Here is an 18561-nt window from a genome sequence, read left to right as displayed (position 1 = left end):
CCGCGCCGATCCCGCCCCGCGAGCGGAGGCCGCTGTGCCCGACCGCCCCCAGCCCGACAACTCCCCGCCCCACACCCCGTCCCAGACCCCCCTCGCCCTCGAACTCCTGGTCCACGGAGTCGCCGGCGCCGCCCCCGGCGAGTTGCTCGGCGACCCGCGCACCGTCCGTGTCACCGGCGACTCCACCGCCGCCGTCTTCCGCCGCACCGAGGACGCCGACGCCGAGGCCCACCCCGAGCGGTACGCCGGGCGGCCCGTCCCCGAGGCCTACTGCTGGTCCCGGCTCACCTCCGGCAACGGTGCCCGCGCCCTGTGGCTGCTGCTCCTGCCCTTCATGGTGGCCAACCTCGCCCACTGGGCCCGGCCGGCCACGCCCGCCGCCGACCCGGCGCCGCGCGCCGTGCGCACGTACGGGGTCCTGGTACGGATCCTCGCCCTCAGTCTGACCGTGCTGCTCATCGCCGCCGCCTGCGAGGTCGCGCTCGACCTCCTCGCCTGGCAGTGCGCGGGCTCCGGGACCTGCGCCGGCTCCCGGTTCCGCTCCTGGCTGGGCTTCCTCGCGCCCGGCGGAGGCTGGTGGGCCCAGCCCGGGCGGCGCCTCGCCCTCGGGGCCCTGGTCCCCGCCGCGTTGACCGGGCTGCTCTGGTACCTCTCGAACCGCACCTGGAGCGCCTACGAGTCCCAGCCCCCGCCCGCCGGCACCGCCGACCCGGACACCGCGTCGGACCCCGTGCCCGCGCTCGGCCGCCCCGGATTCTGGTACGGCCGCCGGCTCGTGGCCCGGCTGCGCGCCGCGCACACCGCCGCCGGGCTGCTCACCGTGGCGGTGGCCGTCTCCGTACCGACCGCGCGCCACGACCGCCGGGCCGGCGCACCCGTCCTCGCGGCCCTCGGCACGCTCACGCAGGTCCTGCTCGCCGCCGGGGCCGTCGCCGTGGCCTCGGTCGTGTGCCGGCGCGGCCGCACCGAGGACCGGGCCGACCACCGGCTCGACCGGGCCGCCGTCACCCTGCTGCCCGGAGCCGCCCTCGTCCTGCTCGCCGCCGTCCTCGTGCACGCCTGCTGGTCGCGCCCGGGCTGGACCGCCACCGGACGGCTCCCCGGGGACCTGGCCTTCGGCGTGCTCATGCTGGGCCAGGGGCTCTGCGTGCTCGCCCTCGCCGCCGTCGCCCGGCACCTGTACCGCAGGGCGCCCGACGCGGCGGCCGCCCTGCGCGGCCTCGGCGGGCCCGCCGTCGCGATGCTCGGCTGCGCGCTCGGCGGGGTGATGTCCGGCGGGGTCGCCCAGCGCGTCGCCGACTGGCTGGACGGGGGAGCCACGCCCGGGATGCCCGGCGCCCCGCTGCCCGGACCGCCCGTGCTGCTGTCCTGGCAGGCCGCCGTACTGCCCCCGCTGCTCCTCGTACTGGCACTGCTCACGGGCTGGTTCGCGGTGCTCGGAGCCCGGGCACGGGGCCGGCTCGCCGCCGCCGTGGCCGCCGAGTACCCGGGGGAGACACCGGACCTCGCCCGCAGCCGCAGGATCGCCGGGGCGCGTACCGCGGCCGCGCTCACCGACTCCGCGCCCTGGTTCGTGGCGGCCGTTTCCGGGATCACCCTGGTACTGGGCGCGGGCGCGCTGGCCGGGGCCTGGTTCAGCGGAAAGGTCCCGGGCGAGGCGGCCCGGGGGACCGTGCCGCTGCTGGAAACCGCCGCCCGCGCCGCCCAGGACGCCGGGTCCTGGCTCATCGGCCTCGGCATCGCCGCCTTCATCGCCTGGGGCCGCCGCGCCTACCGGGACCCCGCCGCCCGCCGGACCATAGGGATCCTGTGGGACGTCGGCACCTTCTGGCCGCGCGCCGCCCACCCCTTCGCGCCGCCCTGCTACGCCGAGCGGGCCGTACCCGACCTGACCTGGCGGATGGCCGGCCGCACCGGCGGCCGCCTGGTCATCTCCGGCCACTCCCAGGGCAGCGTGCTCGCCGCGGCGGCCGTCTGGCAACTGCCGCCGCCCGCCCGCCGCCGGGTCGCCCTGCTCACCTACGGATCCCCGCTCGGCCGCCTCTACGGCCGCTGGTTCCCCGCCTACTTCGGCCCGGGTCCGCTCACCGCCCTGCACCGCGAGGTCGACTGCTGGCGCAACCTCTGGCGGGCCACCGACCCCATCGGCGGGCCGGCGCTGCCCGGCGCGGAGCCGGACGTGGACCGCGGCCCGCTCGCCGACCCGCTCGCCTACGGGCGCAGCGCCCGCCATCCGCTGCCCGCCCCGATCCTGGGCCACTCCGACTACCAGGCCGATCCCGCCTTCGCCGCCGAACGCGACGCCCTGCTCGCCCGGCTGGACGCCGCCGCACGGGCCGAGGTACCGGGTCAGCGGGTCGTGGTCAGCAAGGAGCGGGCTGGACCGGCAGCGCCGGCAGATCCGCCGGGAACAGCAGGGTGAGCTCGTCCGTACTGGGCTCCGCGAGCTGCGCCACCCGGCCCGCGTGCCGCTCCACCATCGACTCGAAGGTCTGGCGGGCCGTGCGGCCGTTGCCGAAGGCCGGGCCCTTGGGCAGCTCCGTGAAGTACGTCAGCAACGCCTGCGGCGTACCGTCCCCGAGCCGGTACTCGTGCTCCTCCGCCTGCTGCTCCACGATCCGCAGCAGTTCCCCGGGCCCGTAGTCGCCGAAGGTGATGGTCCGGGAGAACCGCGAGGCCAACCCCGGATTCACCGTCAGGAAGCGCTCCATCTCCGCCGTGTACCCGGCGACGATCACGACCACCGCGTCCCGGTGGTCCTCCATCAGCTTCACCAGCGTGTCGATCGCCTCGCGCCCGAAGTCCCGGCCCGAGTCCTCCGGCGCCAGCGCGTACGCCTCGTCGATGAACAGCACCCCGCCGCGCGCCCGGTCGAAGGCCTCCTGCGTACGGATCGCCGTGGAGCCGATGTGCTCGCCGACCAGGTCCACCCGGGACACCTCGACCAGGTGCCCGCGCTCCAGCACCCCGAGCGAGGCCAGGATCTCCCCGTACAGCCTGGCGACCGTGGTCTTGCCGGTGCCGGGGGAGCCGGTGAAGACGAGGTGCCGGCGCACCGAGGCGGCCTTCAGGCCCGCCTGCTGCCGCCGCCGGCCCACCTCGATCATGTCGGTGAGGGCCCGTACCTCGCGTTTGACGCTGTCCAGGCCCACCAGCGCGTCGAGCCGGCCCAGCATCTCGCCGGAATCCGGCGCGGCGGCGGCCGGACCGCCCTCCGGCCCGTCCGCGGGCCGCGGTACGGAAGGCGGGGGCGTCTGCGCCGGCTGCGCCACGGGGCTCTGCGTCCCGGTGGCCGTACGGATGCCCGCCCGCGCCCCGGCGGGCGCGCCGCCGGGGACGGCCCGGTCCGCGAGACGGGCGCCGGACTCGTCGCCGGTGCACTCCTCGGCGATCGGCCCGTCCTCGGGGACCTCGTAGCCCCCGCGGGCGCAGCGCTCGGTGTGGCAGCGCGTCAGCGTGGTGCGGCAGCCGTCCATGACGTGGAAGCCGAAGCCGGAACTGCCCGTCACCCGGCAGCCCGTGAAGGTGCCCCGGCCACCGGCCGACACGTAGAACCCGGCCTCGGCGGGGGAGGTGACCGTGCACCGCTCCAGCGTGGGGTCGGCGCCCTTCGTGACGATCACACCGGTCTGCACGGCGTCGATGGTGCAGCCGGCGAGCGTGCCGCCGCTGCCGTGGTCGCGGAACCAGGCCCCGGTCGCCGCCTCGCGGATCCGGCAGTCGTCGAGCTGCGCCGTCGCCCCGTCGCTCACGGAGACGGCGGTGTTGCGCACCTGTGACAGATCGCTGTCGACCACGTCGACGCGCGATCCGCGGTCCAGCACGAACAGCGCGTCCGGCACGTCGTGCACCCGGCAGGAGTCGAGGGAAACGGTGGCCCCGTCACTGATCCACACCGCCGGGTAGTCACCCGTACTGTCGTGGATCTCGCAGGACTCGGCGTCCACCCGGGTGCCCGGGTCCCACACGGACAGGCCGTTGCGGCCGAACCGGCGCACGGTGGTGCGGCTGAGGGTGAGCACCGAACGGGACCGCAGATCGACCGCGTTCTCCGGGATGTCGTGGATGTCGCAGTCGGCCAGCGTGAGCACCGCGTCGGTGTCGAGCGTGACCCCGTCGGCCGAGGTGCGGTGCACCGAGCAGTCGGTGAGCCGGGCCGTGGCGCGCGCGGCGATCTGCACCCCGGCGCCCTTGACCTCGTACACCTCGCAGCCCAGCGCCTCCAGACCCGAGCCCTCGCCGGTCACCCCGATGCCCGCACCCGTGGCGTGGTGGATCCGGCAGCGCTCCAGCCGGGGCCGGCCGCCGCCGCGCACCGATACGCCGTTCTGCCCGGCGGACACGACCTCGCACTCCTCGAACACCCCGCCGCCACCGTCCAGTACGGCGATGCCGACACCGGCCGGATTCTCCACCGTGCACCGCCGCACCAGGGGCCGGGCTCCGGAGCCGCGTACCTCGATGCCGGCGGCGGAGTGGGTGCTCACCCGCAGATCGGTGAGCTCGGGGCAGCCCTCCTCCACCAGCAGCGCGGGCGCCGCCCGGTCCTGGCCCTCCAGATACAGGTCCTGGACCACGGCCGAGGCGCGCACGGTCAGCGCGACCCCGTCGAGCGGGGCGATCCGCACCGACCCCGTCCCGCCCTCGGGCCCGCGCAGGGTGACGGCATGGTCCAGCACCAGGTTCTCGCGGTAGGTGCCGGGGGCGATCGTCAGCACGTCCCCGTCGCCCGCGACGGCGAGCGCGGCGGTCAGCGTCGGATACTCACCGGAGCGGCGCCGCCACCGCGAAGTCCCGCCGTGCGTCACCTGGACCGTGCCCTGAACCATGGTGCTGTCGTGCCCCCACCCTCGTACTCGCGCTGCCGATACGACCGATGCCACTGAAGTCTGACGTCACCGCAGCCACCGAAGTCACTGGTGCGACCGATCCGGCCGCTCCACCGTAGCGCGCGCGGCGCCGATGAGCTGCCAGGTCAACTGCCTGCGCCCGCTCGGCCCCAGTCCGGTCCTGCCGCCGCCCAGGCCCGGTCCAGACGTATGTACCGCCGATGCATGAGCCGCCGTACGACCAGCCGCCGGACCGTCTCCACCAGTGTGGCCACGCAGATCGCGGCGGCCAGCCCCGCCATCCCCGCGTGGAACACGGCCGCGGACGGGTCGAGCGGCTGCCCCACCAGCCGGCCGCGCGCGTCGGTCCAGATCCGGAACCGCTCGCCGGGCCGCGGCGGTTCCTCCGCGGCCGGCACCGTGCCCTGATGGCTGCTGCCGTCGGGCGCGGTCCACGAGGCCACGATCTGCGTCCGGTGCGGGGCCGTCCGCTGCGCCGACGTGTCGGCCGAGGCGCTCGCCGAAGCGCCCGCGTCCGCGGCCGCCGATTCCGGGGCGGGCCGCAGGACCACCGCCGGGACGAGATGACGCTCCTGCCGCTGCTCGTGCGCGGCCTGCTGAAGGGTACCGTCCACCTGCAGGCCCGCGACCCAGCCGACGGCCGGAGCCACCACCAGGACACACACCAGCGCGGCGAACGCCACCCACGCCTCGAAAAGATCGGTCGGCCGGCGCAGCGGATTGCGCCGCCACCGCCACACACCCATTGCTGTCCGCACGGTCCGGCTCCCCCAACCTGTGCCAGTCTCCGCCTGTCTGCGCCTCTGTCCTGACTGATCCAACGGCTTGGTCGTGCCAGTTGGTTCCAGCCCGGGCGCCGAGCCCCTCGAAGGTGTCAATCCGGGCGGGTCGCCGGTCCGCGACCACCCGTCCGCCCCTCATGTCCCACCTGTCCCAGGACGGCACCGGACGCGTCACGCGAGGACACGGACCTCGTCGCCGACGCGCACCGTACCCAGCCGCACCGGCACCAGGAGCCGCCCGAACGCCAGCGACCGGCCGATCCGCCGGTGCCTGGCCAGGGTCTTCAGCGGCTCCTTGCCCCGCTGCGCCGTCTCCTGGTCGGTGGTGGTGACGACGCACCGGCCGCATTCGCGAACACCGCGGAAGACGGCATCGCCGATCGCGATGCGGAGCCAGCCGTCCTCCGCCCACGCCTCGGCCCCGGAAACCACCACATTGGGGCGGAAACGGTTCATCGGCAGAGGGCCTTCCTCAGGATGGTCCCCCTGCGCGATCAGCGAGTTGAGCGCGTCCAGCGAGGCGAGCGTGGCGATCAGCAGCGGATAGCCGTCGGCGAGGCTCACCATCTCGCCCGGCAGGGCGTAGTCCGGATCCACGGGACGGCGTACCGCCGGATCATCCATGTGCATCAGCCGTACCGGCTCCCCGAGGTACGCGCTGAACCAGTCGGCCGCGGTGGTCGCCGCGGCCACGGTCTCGACCTTCTTCCCGAACAGCATCGCCGGCTCCAGCGGACCCGGCTCGGGCACCTCCACGAACAGCTCCGCCATGCCCGGCGCCGTCACCGCGATCCGGCCGCCGCCCGCGGGACGGGCCGCGGCCAGGGCGAGGCGTGGATGGCGGCGTTGGGTGATGACCGCGCCCTCGGGATCGATCAGCGCCCAACGGCGGTCCCCGGACAGACCCCAGGGCTCCACGGCCACCTCGTCGGGAGCGGTCCCCGCTACCGATTTGACGGGATGGATGTGGAGCGCCTGGACGTGCAAGTTCGACATGAGGGCATCCTGCCAGCCCTTCCGCTGCCCCGCGTCTCAGAGCCCCGTCAGTAGCCGCGCCCCTGGTAGGGGCGGCCGTACGGGTCCTCGTACGAGGCGGCCGGCACCGGTGCGGGCACCTGCATCGGGCGCGGCGCGGCCGGGCGCATCGCCTCGTACCCGGTGGCCATGGCGACCGGGCGGGGCTGCTGCGGCTGGGGCTGCGGCATGTACCCGCCGCGGGCCGCCATCGGCTGCTGCTGCGGGATGTACGGGGCCGGAGCCTGCTGCAGCGGCATCGGCTGCGGGGCCGACTGCTGCTGGTACGGGTATCCGTACCCCGAGGTCTGTTGCTGCTGGGGCTGGGCCGGCGGCAGTGCGGGCATCGACGACGCGAGAGCCGGCAGGTACCCGCCGCTCGAGTATCCGGCACTCGGGGACTCGTAGGCGGCCGGGACGCGGATCGGGGCGATCTGCGGAGTGCCGCGTTCGGCGACGAGGGAGTCGTAGATGGGGGTGTCCGGGAAGGAGGGCGCGGAGTAGTAACCGCCGCCATAAGTGGAGCGGGGGGAGGTCATGGGACCTAAGTTAAGCCCACGACTTCACCGGGTCCATAGCGAGGTGTGGTCAACCCCGCCCTGACCTGCATATTCGCAGGTCAGGGCCTCACCTTTCACTTGACGTTCACGTGCACGATTCGCCACTTCCGCCCCACCTTGTTCGTACTCGTACTCACCGGATGGGTGTTGCACCGACTTCGTGCTGACGCAGCGTCACAATGCGGTGACCTCGGATGACTCTGTCTCGGGCGGCAGTTCGCCGTTTCAGGCGTCACTGGGACGGGGATAGGTTCGGCCCTTCCAGGACGCCCCGCGGCCCCGGTAGTGCTGGACGGCCGAGTCGAGGGTCATCAGGAGGTACAGCAGCGCGGTGAACGGAAGCAGTGGAGCGAGCGCGGCCGGCTGGCGGTAGTACCGGAGCATCGGCAGGTAGGTGCCGGCCATCAGCAGCCACGCCACGCCGCCCGCCCAGGCGATGTCCGGACGCCCGGCCGCGATCCCCGTCAGCAGGGCGGCCGGCGGCACGAGGTAGACGAGCGCCAGCCCGGCCACCGTCCCGGCCAGCAGGAGGGGCTGGTGGCGCAGTTGCGCGTAGGCGCTGCGCGAGACCATCCGCCACAGGTCCGCGAGCACGGGGTACGGGCGGACACTGTCCACCCGCTCCGCGAGCCCCAGCCAGATCCGGCCGCCGGAGCGGTGCACCGCGCGGGCGAGGGACACGTCGTCGATGACCGCCTGGCGGATGGAGTCGGGGACCCCGGCCCGCACGGCGGCCGCGGTGCGCAGCAGTACGCAGCCGCCGGCGGCCGCCGCGGTCCGGGCGGAGGGCCGGTTGATCCGGCGGAAGGGGTAGAGCTGGGCGAAGAAGTACACGAAGGCCGGTACGACGAGGCGCTCCCACAGGCCGACCACCCGCAGGCGGGCCATCTGGGAGACGAGGTCGAGGTCCGCGGAGGTGGCGGCGGCGACCAATTCGCGCAGACTGTCGGGTTCGTGTGCGATGTCGGCATCGGTGAGGAGGAGGAAATCGGGCTCGGTGGCATGCGCGGTGCGGGCGATCCCGATGCCGTGCCGGAGCGCCCAGAGCTTGCCGGTCCAGCCGGGTGCGGGGTCGCCGGGGGAGGAGACGGTGAGGGGGAGCCCGGGGTGCTCGCGGGCGAGCCGGCGCGCGAGCTCGCCCGTGCCGTCGGTGCTGCCGTCGTCGACGAGGATCACCTCGGCCTCGCCGGGATAGTCCTGGGCGATCAGCGAGGGCAGGCTCCGCGGCAGCACCTCGGCCTCGTCCCGGGCCGGGACGACGATCGCGACGGACGGCCAGCGGGCGGGGGCCGTGCGCGGCGGGAGGCGGACGTCGGTCCGCCAGAACATGCCCTGGGCGAGGGTGAGCCAGAGCCAGGCGGCGAGGGAGGCGTAGGCCGCGCAGGCGGCGGTGAGGAGGCCCATGGCGGCAGTGTGCCGGGCCCGGGCGGGCGTGTCCCGCACCCCGCCACCCCGGGTGCGGCGGCCTCCCGGCGGTGACCTCCCGGTCGAGGTGCGGTGGCCTCGCGGCGTGTGTGTGATGGTCTCCTGGACCGGCTGCGGTGGCCTCCCGGCCGGGGTGCGTGGGCCTTCCGGCCTGGGTGTGGCGTCTCCCGGCCTGGGTGCCGGCCGGGTGTGCGGCGGTCTCCCGGTCGGGGTGCCGACCGGGTGTGCGGCGGTGTCCCGGTCGGGGTGTGGCGGCTCTGCTGTTCTCCGTGTGGCGGTTCCGGCGGGTGTCTCGTGCGCCCCGGCGTCCCGGCGGCGGTGGCCTTTCGGTCCTGCCGTGGCGGGCCCTGGGCGCGGTCCGGTCGGCTTCGGGTGTGGTGGAGGGAGGGCCTCGTCGGGGCGGGGGTCGACTAAGGTGGCCGGGTGAAGATCGCGCTCATGGACTCCGGAATTGGCCTCCTCGCGGCGGCCGCGGCGGTGCGGCGGCTGCGGCCGGACGCGGATCTGGTCGTGTCCTCCGACCCCGACGGAATGCCCTGGGGCCCACGGACCGCCGCCGACCTCACCGAGCGGGCACTCGCCGTCGCCCGGGCCGCCGCCGCGCACCGCCCGGACGCGCTGATCGTCGCCTGCAACACCGCGACCGTGCACGCCCTGGACGCCCTGCGGGCGGAGCTCGAGCCGGCCATCCCCGTCATCGGGACCGTGCCGGCGATCAAGCCCGCCGCGGCCGCCGGCGGCCGGGTGGCGATCTGGGCCACTCCCGCCACCACCGGCAGCGCCTATCAGCGCGGGCTGATCCGCGACTTCGCCACCGGGGCCCGGGTCACCGAAGTGCCCTGCCCCGGGCTCGCCGACGCGGTGGAGGCGGCCGACGACGCCGCCGTGACGGCCGCCGTCGCCGCGGCCGCCGCGCTGACCCCGGCCGACGTCACCGACGTGGTGCTCGGCTGCACCCACTACGAGCTGGTCGAGGGCCCCATCCGAGCCGCCCTCGCCGCGCGGACCCGGGGGGCGGAGCTGGTCTACCACGGTTCCGCCGAGCCCGTCGCGGTGCAGGCGCTGCGCCGCCTGGGCCTGCGGCCCGAGCCCGACCTGCCGCGCACGGGCGGACTGGTCGTGCTGCGCAGCGGGCGCGAGGGGACCCTGCCCGCCGCCGCGCTCGCGTACGCCGAAGGCAGGCTGCTCGCGGGCCAGGGCGCGCCCGTCGGCTGACGGAGGCCTGCCGCCCGACCCACCCCCTGGCGAGACGAATCGTCTTGCATGTGATCCGGACCTGATCTACGGTTGGCCATGCAACGAGACGAAACGGTTCGTCTTGCAATGTTCCGAGGGGGGATCGCCCTTGCGTGCTCCACTCGCCACCACCCAGATCGTCCTGTCCGAGGTCACCAAGAGCTACGACACCCGCGTCGTCCTGGACCGCGTCAGCTGCACGGTCCGGCCCGGCGAGCGGGTCGGCGTCGTCGGCGACAACGGCTCCGGCAAGTCCACCCTGCTCCGGCTGCTCGCCGCACGGGAGCGCCCCGACCGCGGAGAGGTCGCCGTCACCGCCCCCGGCGGCCTCGGGTTCCTCCCGCAGACCCTCGGCCTCCCGCCGGCCGCCCGCGTCGGCGAGGCCGTCGACCTCGCCCTCGCGGACCTGCGCGCCCTGGAGCGCCGGATCCGCGCCGCGGAATCCCTGCTCCACCGGGCCGGTCCCGAGGAACTCGTCGCGTACGGAGGCCTCCTGGCCGCCTACGAGGCGCGCGGCGGCCGTGATGCCGAACGGCGCGTCGCAGCCACCCTGCGCCGCCTCGGCGAACGCGCCGAGCTCGACCCCGGCCGCCCGCTCGGCACCCTGTCCGGCGGGCAGCGCTCCCGGCTCGCGCTCGCGGCGACCCTCGCCGCCGAGCCGGAACTGCTGCTGCTCGACGAACCCACCAACGACCTCGACGACCAGGCGGTCGCCTGGCTGGAGGACCATCTGCTCGCCCACCGCGGCACCGTCATCGCCGTCACCCACGACCGGCTCTTCCTCGACCGCGTCACGACCGCCGTCCTCGAAGTGGACCAGGACGGCCGGACGGTACGCCGTCACGGCAACGGCTACGCGGGCTACCGCACGGCCCGCGCCGCCGAACGGGCCCGCCGGGAGCGGGAGTACGAGCAGTGGCGCGAGGAGGTACGGGACGCCGAGCGGCTCGCCGACGCCAACATCGGGCGGTTCGCCGCGATCCCGCGGAAGCTGCCGCGCGGCTTCAGCGGAGCCGGCGCCTTCCGTGCCCGGTCCCGGACCCACGGCGCCGCGAGCCGTGTCCGCGCCGCCCGCGAACGGCTGCACCGGCTGAGTGAGCACCCGGTCGCGCCGCCCCCGCGACCGCTCTCCTTCACGGGCCGGTTCACCGAGGGCTCGGCGGGAGTGGTGGAGATCGCCGGCGCGGCCCTGCCGGGACGGCTCGCGCCCGTCTCGCTCATGCTGCCGCCGGGGGAGCGGCTCCTGGTGACCGGACCCAACGGCGTCGGGAAGTCCACCCTGTTGCACCTGCTCGCGGGTGAACTGGAGCCCGCGCGGGGCAGCGTACGGACGCCGCCGCGGGTCGGGCTGCTCCGGCAGGACGACCCGTGGCAGCGCGAACCGCGCTCCGTCGTCGAGGTGTTCGGCCAGGAGTACGCCGACCAGGTGGCGGGTGACGGCCTGCTGGCCCCGGACGACCTCGCCCGGCCCGTGCGGGCGCTCTCGGCCGGCCAGCGCCGCAAGCTGGAGCTGGCCCGGCTGGTGGCACGGCCCCTCGACCTGCTGCTGCTGGACGAGCCCACGAACCACCTGGCCCCGGCCATGGCGGAGGAACTGGAAGCGGCCCTGGCCCACTTCGGCGGCACCCTGGTCCTCGTCACGCACGACCGGCGGCTGCGCGCGGCCTTCCGGGGACGGTGCCTGGAGCTTCAGCGGGAGCCGGCCGCCGCGAGCCGCTGAGCCAGCGTGCGCAGGTCGTCCGCGTCCAGGACCCGGTCCCCGAACCCGGGCAGCGGCACGTGGAGCGGCGCCGTCCAGTGGGCGGGGACCGCCCCCTGGCCGTACCGGGCCCCGCCAGGATCCCCGTCACCGCCGCCACCGTGTCGGTGTCCCCGCCCAGGTCCACGGCGGCCCGGACCGCCTCGGCGAAGCCGGTGGTGGTCCGCAGTGCCCACACCGCCGAGCCCAGACAGGGCCACACCGCCCCGTTGAACTCGGTGGCCAGCTCCGGATGCCAGTCGGGGGCGAGCACGCGGCCGTACCGCTCGCGGTGGTCCGGATGCACCGCGGCGAGCGTCGCGGGGAGGGCGGCCAGCGGGTCGGCCCCTTCCAGGGCGACGCGGACGAGCTCGTGCAGGATCGCGGTCCCCTCCCAGGCGGCCCGGTCGCCGTGCGTCAGGGCCGCGATCCGCCGGGCGGCCTCCATGGTCCCCTCCCGACCGGCGGGGGCGAAATAGACCGCCGAGGTGGCGGCCCGCATCAGGGAACCGTTGCCCGCCGCCCGTGCGTTGATCTGGAAGTGCAGGGCCGCGGCGAGCTCCCAGGGCTCCCCGTTGGTCAGCACGTCCTCGGTCTGCAGCCCGATGTCCTTGGGCTGCCCGGCCGCCCAGCGCTGGAACCGGCCGAAGATGTCGGGGAGTTCGAGACCGCCGCACTCCAGCAGGGACTCCGCGACCAGGACGGCCATCTGCGTGTCGTCCGTGGCCTCGCCGGGGTCCCAGCCGCCGCCCCCGGCCATCTCCGCGCCGCGGGCGGTCAGTTCCCCCGCCGCCCCGAACTCGTAGGGCGCGCCCAGCGCGTCGCCCGCCGCAGAGCCGATGACGGCTCCCACGGCCCGGTCCATCCGGGTGATCACGGGGTCTCCTCCTCGCACACGGCCGCCAGCAGTTCGCGCGTGAAGCGGTCCAGGTCGTCCAGGCCGGCCGCCGCCAGGGTCGCCGGGGCGCCGGCCAGCAGGTGCGGGATGGCACCGTGCAGGGCGAGGGTCAGCGCACGGGCCCGCTCCGGCCCGGCCGGCAGTCCGGCCGCGCGCAGCAGGTGCGTGTGCGCCGTGAAGTCCGCCGCCGCGACCGGGTCCAGCAGCGCGGCCAGCCAGGGGCGGCGCGCCGCCTCGGCCTGGAGCTCCAGATACGCCAGCACGCGGGTGCGCCCGGGCCCGGCCACGTTGCGCAGCAGCCCCGCGAGCAGAGCCGCGAGCTGCGCCGCGTCGGCAGGCCCCGGTCCGAGCCCGTGTCCCGATCCGGGTCCGAGCCCCGGTCCGAGCCCGTGTCCCGATCCGGGTCCGAGCCCCGGTCCCGACCCCGGTCCTGGCCCCGGCTCCGCTCCCGGTCCGTGCTCCTGCCCGGCCCCCGCCAGGGTCTGCGCCAGCGCCCGGTACTGCTCCGTGCAGCGTTCGGCCGCGGCCCGCAGCAGGGCGTCGCGGGTCGGGAAGTAGTTCTTGGCGGTGCCCGTCGGCACGGCGGAGGCCGCGTCGACGGCACGGTGCGTCAGCCCGCGTCCGCCCTCCTGCGCCAGTACGGCGATGGCCGCGTCCCGCAGCCGGTCCCTCCGGTCCTGATTCACATTGCCACCTTAACCACAACCGTGGTACCACAGATGTAGTACCACATTTGTGGTGGTTGTCGGCCGTGCGGTGAAGGGACAGGCCATGAGCGAAACCCGGAGCGGGCGGGGACCGGGGCACGGAGCGGGCACGGCCTTGGTCGTCGGCGCGGGGGTCGGCGGACTCGCCACCGCCGTCGGCCTGCGCCGTGCGGGCTGGGAGGTGACCGTCCTCGAACGGCGCACCGCGCTCGAACGCTACGGAACCGCCTTCGGGATCCACCCCACCGCCGAGACCGCGCTCGACCGGCTCGGCCTCGGCGACGCGCTGCGGGCGCGGGCGGTTCCGTACCGGGGAGCCCGGATCCGGCGCCCCGACGGGAAGGTGCTGGCCGCCCTCCCGCTCGAACGGATCGAGCGCCGGGCGGGCCGCCCGGAACTGCTCATCTCCCGGCCCCACCTCATCGACGCGCTGCTCGCCGCGCTCGACCGGCTCGGCGGCGAGCGGATCGCGTACGGCCGGCGCCTCACCGACCCGGCCGCACTCGCCGCCGACCTGGTCGTCGGCGCCGACGGCATCAACAGCGCGGTGCGTACCGCGCACTTCGGCCGGGCCGCCGGACCGCGCCCGGTCGGCACCGCCGCCTGGATCGGCACCGCCGGATTCGAGACCGGCCTCTACGGCGAGACCTGGGGCGCGGGCCGCTTCTTCGGCATGACCCCCGTCGAGGCCGGCCGCACCAACTGGTACGCCGCCGTCCCCGGGGCCACCACCGCCCAGGAGGTACAGGAGGTCTTCGCCGACTGGCACGACCCCATCCCGCGCGTGCTGGCCGAGACCGATCCCGCGACCTGGATCCGGTACGAGATGCGCCACCTGTACCCCGCGCTCCCCAGCTTCGTCGCCGACGGCCGGATCGCCCTCGTCGGCGACGCCGCCCACGCCATGACACCCAACCTCGGCCAGGGCGCCTGCACCGCCCTCCTCGACGCCGAGGCCCTGAGCCGCGCCGTCGCCGCGGCCGGACCGGCCGGGCTGCCCGGCGCCCTGCGCGCGTACGACACCGAGCGCCGCCGCAGCGCCCAGCGCGTCGCCTTCGCCTCCCGGAACCTGCACCGCTTCATGACCGGCCGCCACCCGGCCCTGCGCGACGCGCTCGTCCGCCGTGCCGGAGCCGCGCTGCACCGAGTGGGCGAGGGACGGTGGCGGGCAAGCGGAACGTGAGTACGCTGCTACTCATGACGGGTCACCCTCCGGGTCCGCTCTGGGCGGGCCGCGCCTCCAACCGTGTGCAGTGGCTGCTCGCCGCCGTCGGTGCGGCCTGTCTGGCGCTCGGTGTCGAACTCGCCGTCGACTACGCCTGGACCGCCGGCATCATCCCGCTGCTCATGTCCGTGATCGGCTGCCTCGCCGTCGGGCTGCTCATCCTCTACGGCACCCTGGCCTTCGTGCACGTCGCCGTCACCGTCGACGCCGAGGCCATGGAAGTGCGCTGCGGCCACATAGGGGTGCCCCGCCGCAGGATCCGGCTCGCGCAGGTCACCTCCGCCGAGTTCGTCCCCAGCATCACCCCGCAGCAATGGGGAGGCTGGGGCCACCGCTGGCGCCCCGAGAAGGGCACCGCGATCATCGTCCGGCGCGGCGAGGGCGTGGCCCTCGTCCTCGACGACGGCAAGCGGTTCACCGTCACCGTCGACGACGCCGAGAACGCCGTCCGCGTCATCCGCGCCCACCTGCGCGCCCTCGCCCGGTAGAGGTGTGTCCTGCGGAGCGCGGCCGGGCGCTTACCGCTCCGCGAGGCGCGGGGACGTACACTCCGCCAGATGAGCAGCAGTGTCACCCGCACGACCGGGAACGAGCCCTCGCAGTCCGCCGACGGGCCCCGGGCCGAGGCGGCCACACCCCCCGCGACCGCCCGGTCCGCCGCGAAGCGGAAGGGGCTGTGGCTGCTGCGTGCCCTGCTCGCCGCCCTCTCCGGCGTGCTGCTCTACCTCAGCTTCCCGCCCCGCCCGTTGTGGTGGCTGGCCCCCTTCGCCCTCGCCCTGCTCGCCGGCTGCCTCCACGGCCGCCGTGCCCGGGCCGGCTTCGGCCTCGGGCTCCTCGCCGGACTCGGCTACCTGCTGCCGCTCCTCGTCTGGACCGGTGAGGAGGTCGGCCCGGTGCCCTGGCTGGCGCTGAGCACCCTCGAAGCCCTCCTCATCGGCCTCACCGGCCTCGGTATCGCCCTCGTCAGCCGGCTCCCGGCCTGGCCGCTGTTCGCCGCCGCCGTCTGGGTCGCGGGCGAGGCCCTGCGGGCCCGGGCCCCCTTCGGCGGCTTCCCCTGGGGCAAGCTCGCCTTCGGACAGGCCGACGGCGTCTTCACCCCGCTCGCCGCCCTGGGCGGCACCCCCCTGCTCTCCTTCGGTGTCGCCCTCTGCGGATTCGGCCTCTACGAGGCCCTGCGCATCGCCCGCAGCCACCCCGGCCGCACCACCGCCGCGCTGACCGCGCTCACCGTCGCCGCCCCGATCGGCGTGGGCCTCGCCGCCCGCCCGCTGGTCTCCGACGCGGCCGAGGACGGCACCGCCGTGGTCGCCGTCATCCAGGGCAACGTGCCCCGCCTCGGCCTCGACTTCAACTCCCAGCGCCGGGCCGTCCTCGACAACCACGCCCGGCGCACCGTCCAGCTCGCCGAGGACGTCAGGGCCGGCCGCGCCCCGAAGCCCGACTTCGTCGTCTGGCCGGAGAACTCCTCCGACCTCGACCCGTACGCCGAGCCCGACGCCCACGACGTCATCGACCAGGCCGTCAAGGCCATCGGCGTGCCCGTCGCCATCGGCGCCGTGGTGGCCCCGGAGACGGGCCCGCTGCGCAACACGATGATCCTGTGGGACCCGGTCAAGGGCCCCACCGCGACCTACGACAAGCGCAAGATCCAGCCCTTCGGCGAGCGCATCCCGATGCGTTCCGTCGTCCGCCTCTTCAGTTCCGACGTGGACCGGGTGCGCCGCGACTTCGGTCCCGGCAAGGACCCGGGCGTCTTCGACATGGCCGGCACCGGCGTCGGCATGGTCACCTGCTTCGAGGCCGCCTTCGACGACGCCGTCCGCTCCACCGTCCAGGACGGCGCCCAGGTGATCGCCGTGCCGAGCAACAACGCCACCTTCGGCCGGACCCAGATGACCTACCAGCAGCTCGCCATGGACCGGATCCGCGCCGTCGAGCACAGCAGGACCGTCCTCGTCCCCGTCACCAGCGGGGTCAGCGCCGTCATCCGCCCCGACGGGAAGATCGTCTCGCAGACCAGGATGTTCACCGCGGACGCGCTGGTCGCCGAGGTGCCGCTGCGCTCCGGCCGCACCCCGGCCACGGTCGTCGGCCCGCTGCCGGAGTACGCACTGCTCCTGCTGGCCGCGGGCGGCTTCGGGTGGATCCTGAACCGCCGGATCCGCTCGCGCCGCGCCGCCTGAGGCCGGAACCGGTCCGGCGGCCTCGTAGGGTCGGGTCATGACCACACCCGATTTCATCCGCCGGATCCGCGCCACCGCCGGGCACCAGCTGCTCCTGCTGCCCGGAGTCACGGCCATCGTCTTCGACGACCTCGGCCGGGTGCTGCTCGGCCGGCGCTCCGACACCGGGCAGTGGGCGGTGGTCGGCGGAATCGCCGAGCCGGGGGAGCAGCCCGCCGAGACCGCCGTGCGCGAAGTGTACGAGGAGACGGCGGTGCGGTGCGTCGTCGAGCGCGTGGTCCTCGTCCAGATGACGGAGCCGATGACCTACCCCAACGGTGACATCTGCCAGTTCCAGGACATCACCTTCCGCTGCCGCGCGACGGGCGGCGAGGCGCGGGCCAACGACCACGAGTCCCTCGAAGTGGCCTGGTTCGAGGTGGACGCGCTGCCTCCGCTGGATCCCTTCGGCCGGGAGCGGATCCACCGGGCCCTGCTCGACGAGCCGACCTGGTTCGCGGATCCCGCCGCTCTCGCGCAGCTCCCGGACCGGCAATGTGAGCCGGGCGGGCGTGCGCTGTAAGGTTCCGCTGATCCAAGGCGGTTGTCGGACAGTCGTACATTCGAGGGGGCGGTCGGGGGATGACCTCGCGCAGTTCAGCCGGAGAGTCGCGGACGGGCGGCTCTGGCCGCCCGTCGGCCGGAGCGGTCCCCGGCGGGCGCCTGGCGGTCCTCGACGGGGTGCGGGTCCTCGCCGCGCTCGGCGTGCTCTTCTACCACTACTTCGCCCTCGAGAGCGCCTGGGGGAAACCGCCCGCCGAGATCTTCCCGACCGCCCACCGGCTCGCCGTCTACGGCTGGCTCGGCGTCGAGATCTTCTTCCTGGTCAGCGGGTTCGTCATATGTATGAGCGCCTGGGGCCGCTCCGTGGGCGACTTCGCGGTGTCCCGGGTCTCCCGGCTCTTCCCCGCCTACTGGGCGGCCGTCGCCTTCACCTCCCTCGTGCTGTTCTCCTGGCCCGAGGTCAGGCAGGTCAAGGCGTTCAGCCACGTCCTGGTGAATCTGTCGATGCTCCAGGGAGGCGTCGGCGTCCCGAACATCGACGACGCCTACTGGACCCTCTTCGTCGAGCTCAAGTTCTACATACTGTTCGCGATCGTGGTCATGCGCGGCGTGACCTACCGCAACTGCGTCCTGTTCTGCGCGGCCTGGACCCTGGCCGGCGTCGTGGCGCCCACCGCCGACAACGGCGTGCTGTCCTTCTTCGCCGTCTCGCCCTCGTCCCCGTACTTCATCGCCGGCATCGCCTTCTACCTCATGCGCCGGTTCCGGCCGAACGCCGTCCTGTGGGCCGTCGTCGGCGTCCAGTTCCTCCTCGCCCAGCACTACGTGCACGCCCGCATGATCTCCAGCCTGGGCCGGGCCGCCACCGAGCGGACGCCCGCCTGGCCCGCGCATCTGATCATCGTCCTGGGCTTCGCCCTGATGGCGGCCATAGCGCTCGGCGCCCTCGACGGCGTCCGGTGGCGCTGGCTCCCGCACGCCGGAGCGCTCACCTACCCGCTCTACCTGATCCACATGATGGCCGGGCTGACCTTCATCCATCACTTCCGCCGAGACGTGGCGCCCGTACCCCTGGTCATCGGCGTGACCGCCGCGATGCTGCTGCTCGCCTGGCTCATCCACCGGCTCGTGGAACGCCCGCTCGGCCGACGCGTGCGCGACCGGCTGCGCAGCGGGGTGCAGGACATCCGGTCGGCCACCCCGCGCGGCCCGTCGATCGACCGGCTCCCCGCCCAGCCCTCGGCACCCGACGCGGAACGCATCCCGGCCGGCCGCTAGTGCTGTGCCGGGCGTCGTGACCCGGTGAACCCTTCCGTTCACAGCACCAGGGCGTGTCCTGCCGGGCTCGCGGCGCCCGGCCACCCGCCTTCGACCTGGCCTCTTCGATCCTCGGGCGCCGG

14 protein-coding genes and 1 pseudogene are annotated in these 18561 nt (G+C 74.9%); 8 read left to right on the top strand and 7 right to left on the bottom strand.

Annotated features, from left to right (window positions below):
- Positions 1–34: 34 nt before the first annotated feature.
- Positions 35–2422, top strand: coding sequence for a hypothetical protein (locus tag ACFY04_RS18585; RefSeq protein WP_389117931.1), 2388 nt, complete (start codon positions 35–37; stop codon positions 2420–2422).
- Here ACFY04_RS18585 and ACFY04_RS18580 read toward each other — a convergent pair.
- From ACFY04_RS18580 to ACFY04_RS18560, 5 genes are all read right to left on the bottom strand, one after another.
- Positions 2364–4829 carry a right-handed parallel beta-helix repeat-containing protein gene (locus tag ACFY04_RS18580; RefSeq protein WP_389117930.1) on the bottom strand — a complete coding sequence of 822 codons (2466 nt, stop codon included), beginning with the start codon at positions 4827–4829 and terminating at the stop codon, positions 2364–2366. The two genes, ACFY04_RS18585 and ACFY04_RS18580, sit on opposite strands and share 59 nt — an antisense overlap.
- 146 nt (positions 4830–4975) lie before the next feature.
- On the bottom strand, positions 4976–5608 hold the full coding sequence (locus ACFY04_RS18575) for a hypothetical protein (protein WP_389117927.1): 633 nt from the start codon (positions 5606–5608) through the stop codon (positions 4976–4978).
- A 195-nt stretch (positions 5609–5803) separates the two neighbouring features.
- Complete coding sequence (locus tag ACFY04_RS18570; RefSeq protein ID WP_389117926.1) at positions 5804–6628, bottom strand: MOSC domain-containing protein; 825 nt, start codon at positions 6626–6628, stop codon at positions 5804–5806.
- A 47-nt stretch (positions 6629–6675) separates the two neighbouring features.
- A complete protein-coding gene (locus tag ACFY04_RS18565) occupies positions 6676–7185 on the bottom strand; it encodes a DUF6643 family protein (RefSeq protein ID WP_030713698.1) in 510 nt (169 codons plus the stop codon).
- Positions 7186–7431: 246 nt separating this feature from the next.
- A complete protein-coding gene (locus tag ACFY04_RS18560; RefSeq protein ID WP_389117923.1) occupies positions 7432–8610 on the bottom strand; it encodes a glycosyltransferase in 1179 nt (392 codons plus the stop codon).
- Between the two features lie 444 nt (positions 8611–9054).
- Between ACFY04_RS18560 and ACFY04_RS18555 the strand changes: the two genes are divergently transcribed.
- Positions 9055–9846 carry a glutamate racemase gene (locus ACFY04_RS18555; RefSeq protein WP_389117921.1) on the top strand — a complete coding sequence of 264 codons (792 nt, stop codon included), beginning with the start codon at positions 9055–9057 and terminating at the stop codon, positions 9844–9846.
- 130 nt (positions 9847–9976) lie between these two features.
- A complete protein-coding gene (locus ACFY04_RS18550; RefSeq protein ID WP_389117919.1) occupies positions 9977–11587 on the top strand; it encodes an ABC-F family ATP-binding cassette domain-containing protein in 1611 nt (536 codons plus the stop codon).
- Here the strand turns inward: ACFY04_RS18550 and ACFY04_RS18545 are convergent.
- Both ACFY04_RS18545 and ACFY04_RS18540 read right to left on the bottom strand, forming a co-directional pair.
- Positions 11557–12470 (bottom strand): annotated as a pseudogene (locus ACFY04_RS18545) (ADP-ribosylglycohydrolase family protein). The gene ACFY04_RS18550 and the pseudogene ACFY04_RS18545 overlap by 31 nt on opposite strands.
- 8 nt (positions 12471–12478) lie before the next feature.
- Positions 12479–13189 carry a TetR/AcrR family transcriptional regulator gene (locus ACFY04_RS18540; protein ID WP_389117918.1) on the bottom strand — a complete coding sequence of 237 codons (711 nt, stop codon included), beginning with the start codon at positions 13187–13189 and terminating at the stop codon, positions 12479–12481.
- Positions 13190–13274: 85 nt separating this feature from the next.
- Here ACFY04_RS18540 and ACFY04_RS18535 point away from each other — a divergent pair, with 85 nt between their 5' ends.
- From ACFY04_RS18535 to ACFY04_RS18515, 5 genes are all read left to right on the top strand, one after another.
- Positions 13275–14393, top strand: coding sequence for an FAD-dependent oxidoreductase (locus ACFY04_RS18535; RefSeq protein ID WP_389117915.1), 1119 nt, complete (start codon positions 13275–13277; stop codon positions 14391–14393).
- Positions 14394–14407: 14 nt separating this feature from the next.
- Complete coding sequence (locus ACFY04_RS18530; RefSeq protein ID WP_389117914.1) at positions 14408–14923, top strand: hypothetical protein; 516 nt, start codon at positions 14408–14410, stop codon at positions 14921–14923.
- 69 nt (positions 14924–14992) lie between these two features.
- Complete coding sequence (gene lnt, locus ACFY04_RS18525; protein WP_389117913.1) at positions 14993–16618, top strand: apolipoprotein N-acyltransferase; 1626 nt, start codon at positions 14993–14995, stop codon at positions 16616–16618.
- A gap of 37 nt (positions 16619–16655) precedes the next feature.
- Complete coding sequence (locus ACFY04_RS18520; RefSeq protein ID WP_389117910.1) at positions 16656–17180, top strand: NUDIX domain-containing protein; 525 nt, start codon at positions 16656–16658, stop codon at positions 17178–17180.
- Positions 17181–17239: 59 nt separating this feature from the next.
- Positions 17240–18439, top strand: coding sequence for an acyltransferase family protein (locus ACFY04_RS18515; RefSeq protein WP_389117908.1), 1200 nt, complete (start codon positions 17240–17242; stop codon positions 18437–18439).
- Positions 18440–18561 lie beyond the last annotated feature (122 nt).

This window comes from Streptomyces sp. NPDC001549, assembly GCF_042894025.1.
Lineage (GTDB): Bacteria > Actinomycetota > Actinomycetes > Streptomycetales > Streptomycetaceae > Streptomyces > Streptomyces kutzneri.
Note: the sequence above shows the minus strand (reverse complement) of the source record. Positions and strands in the feature narration are given on the sequence as shown.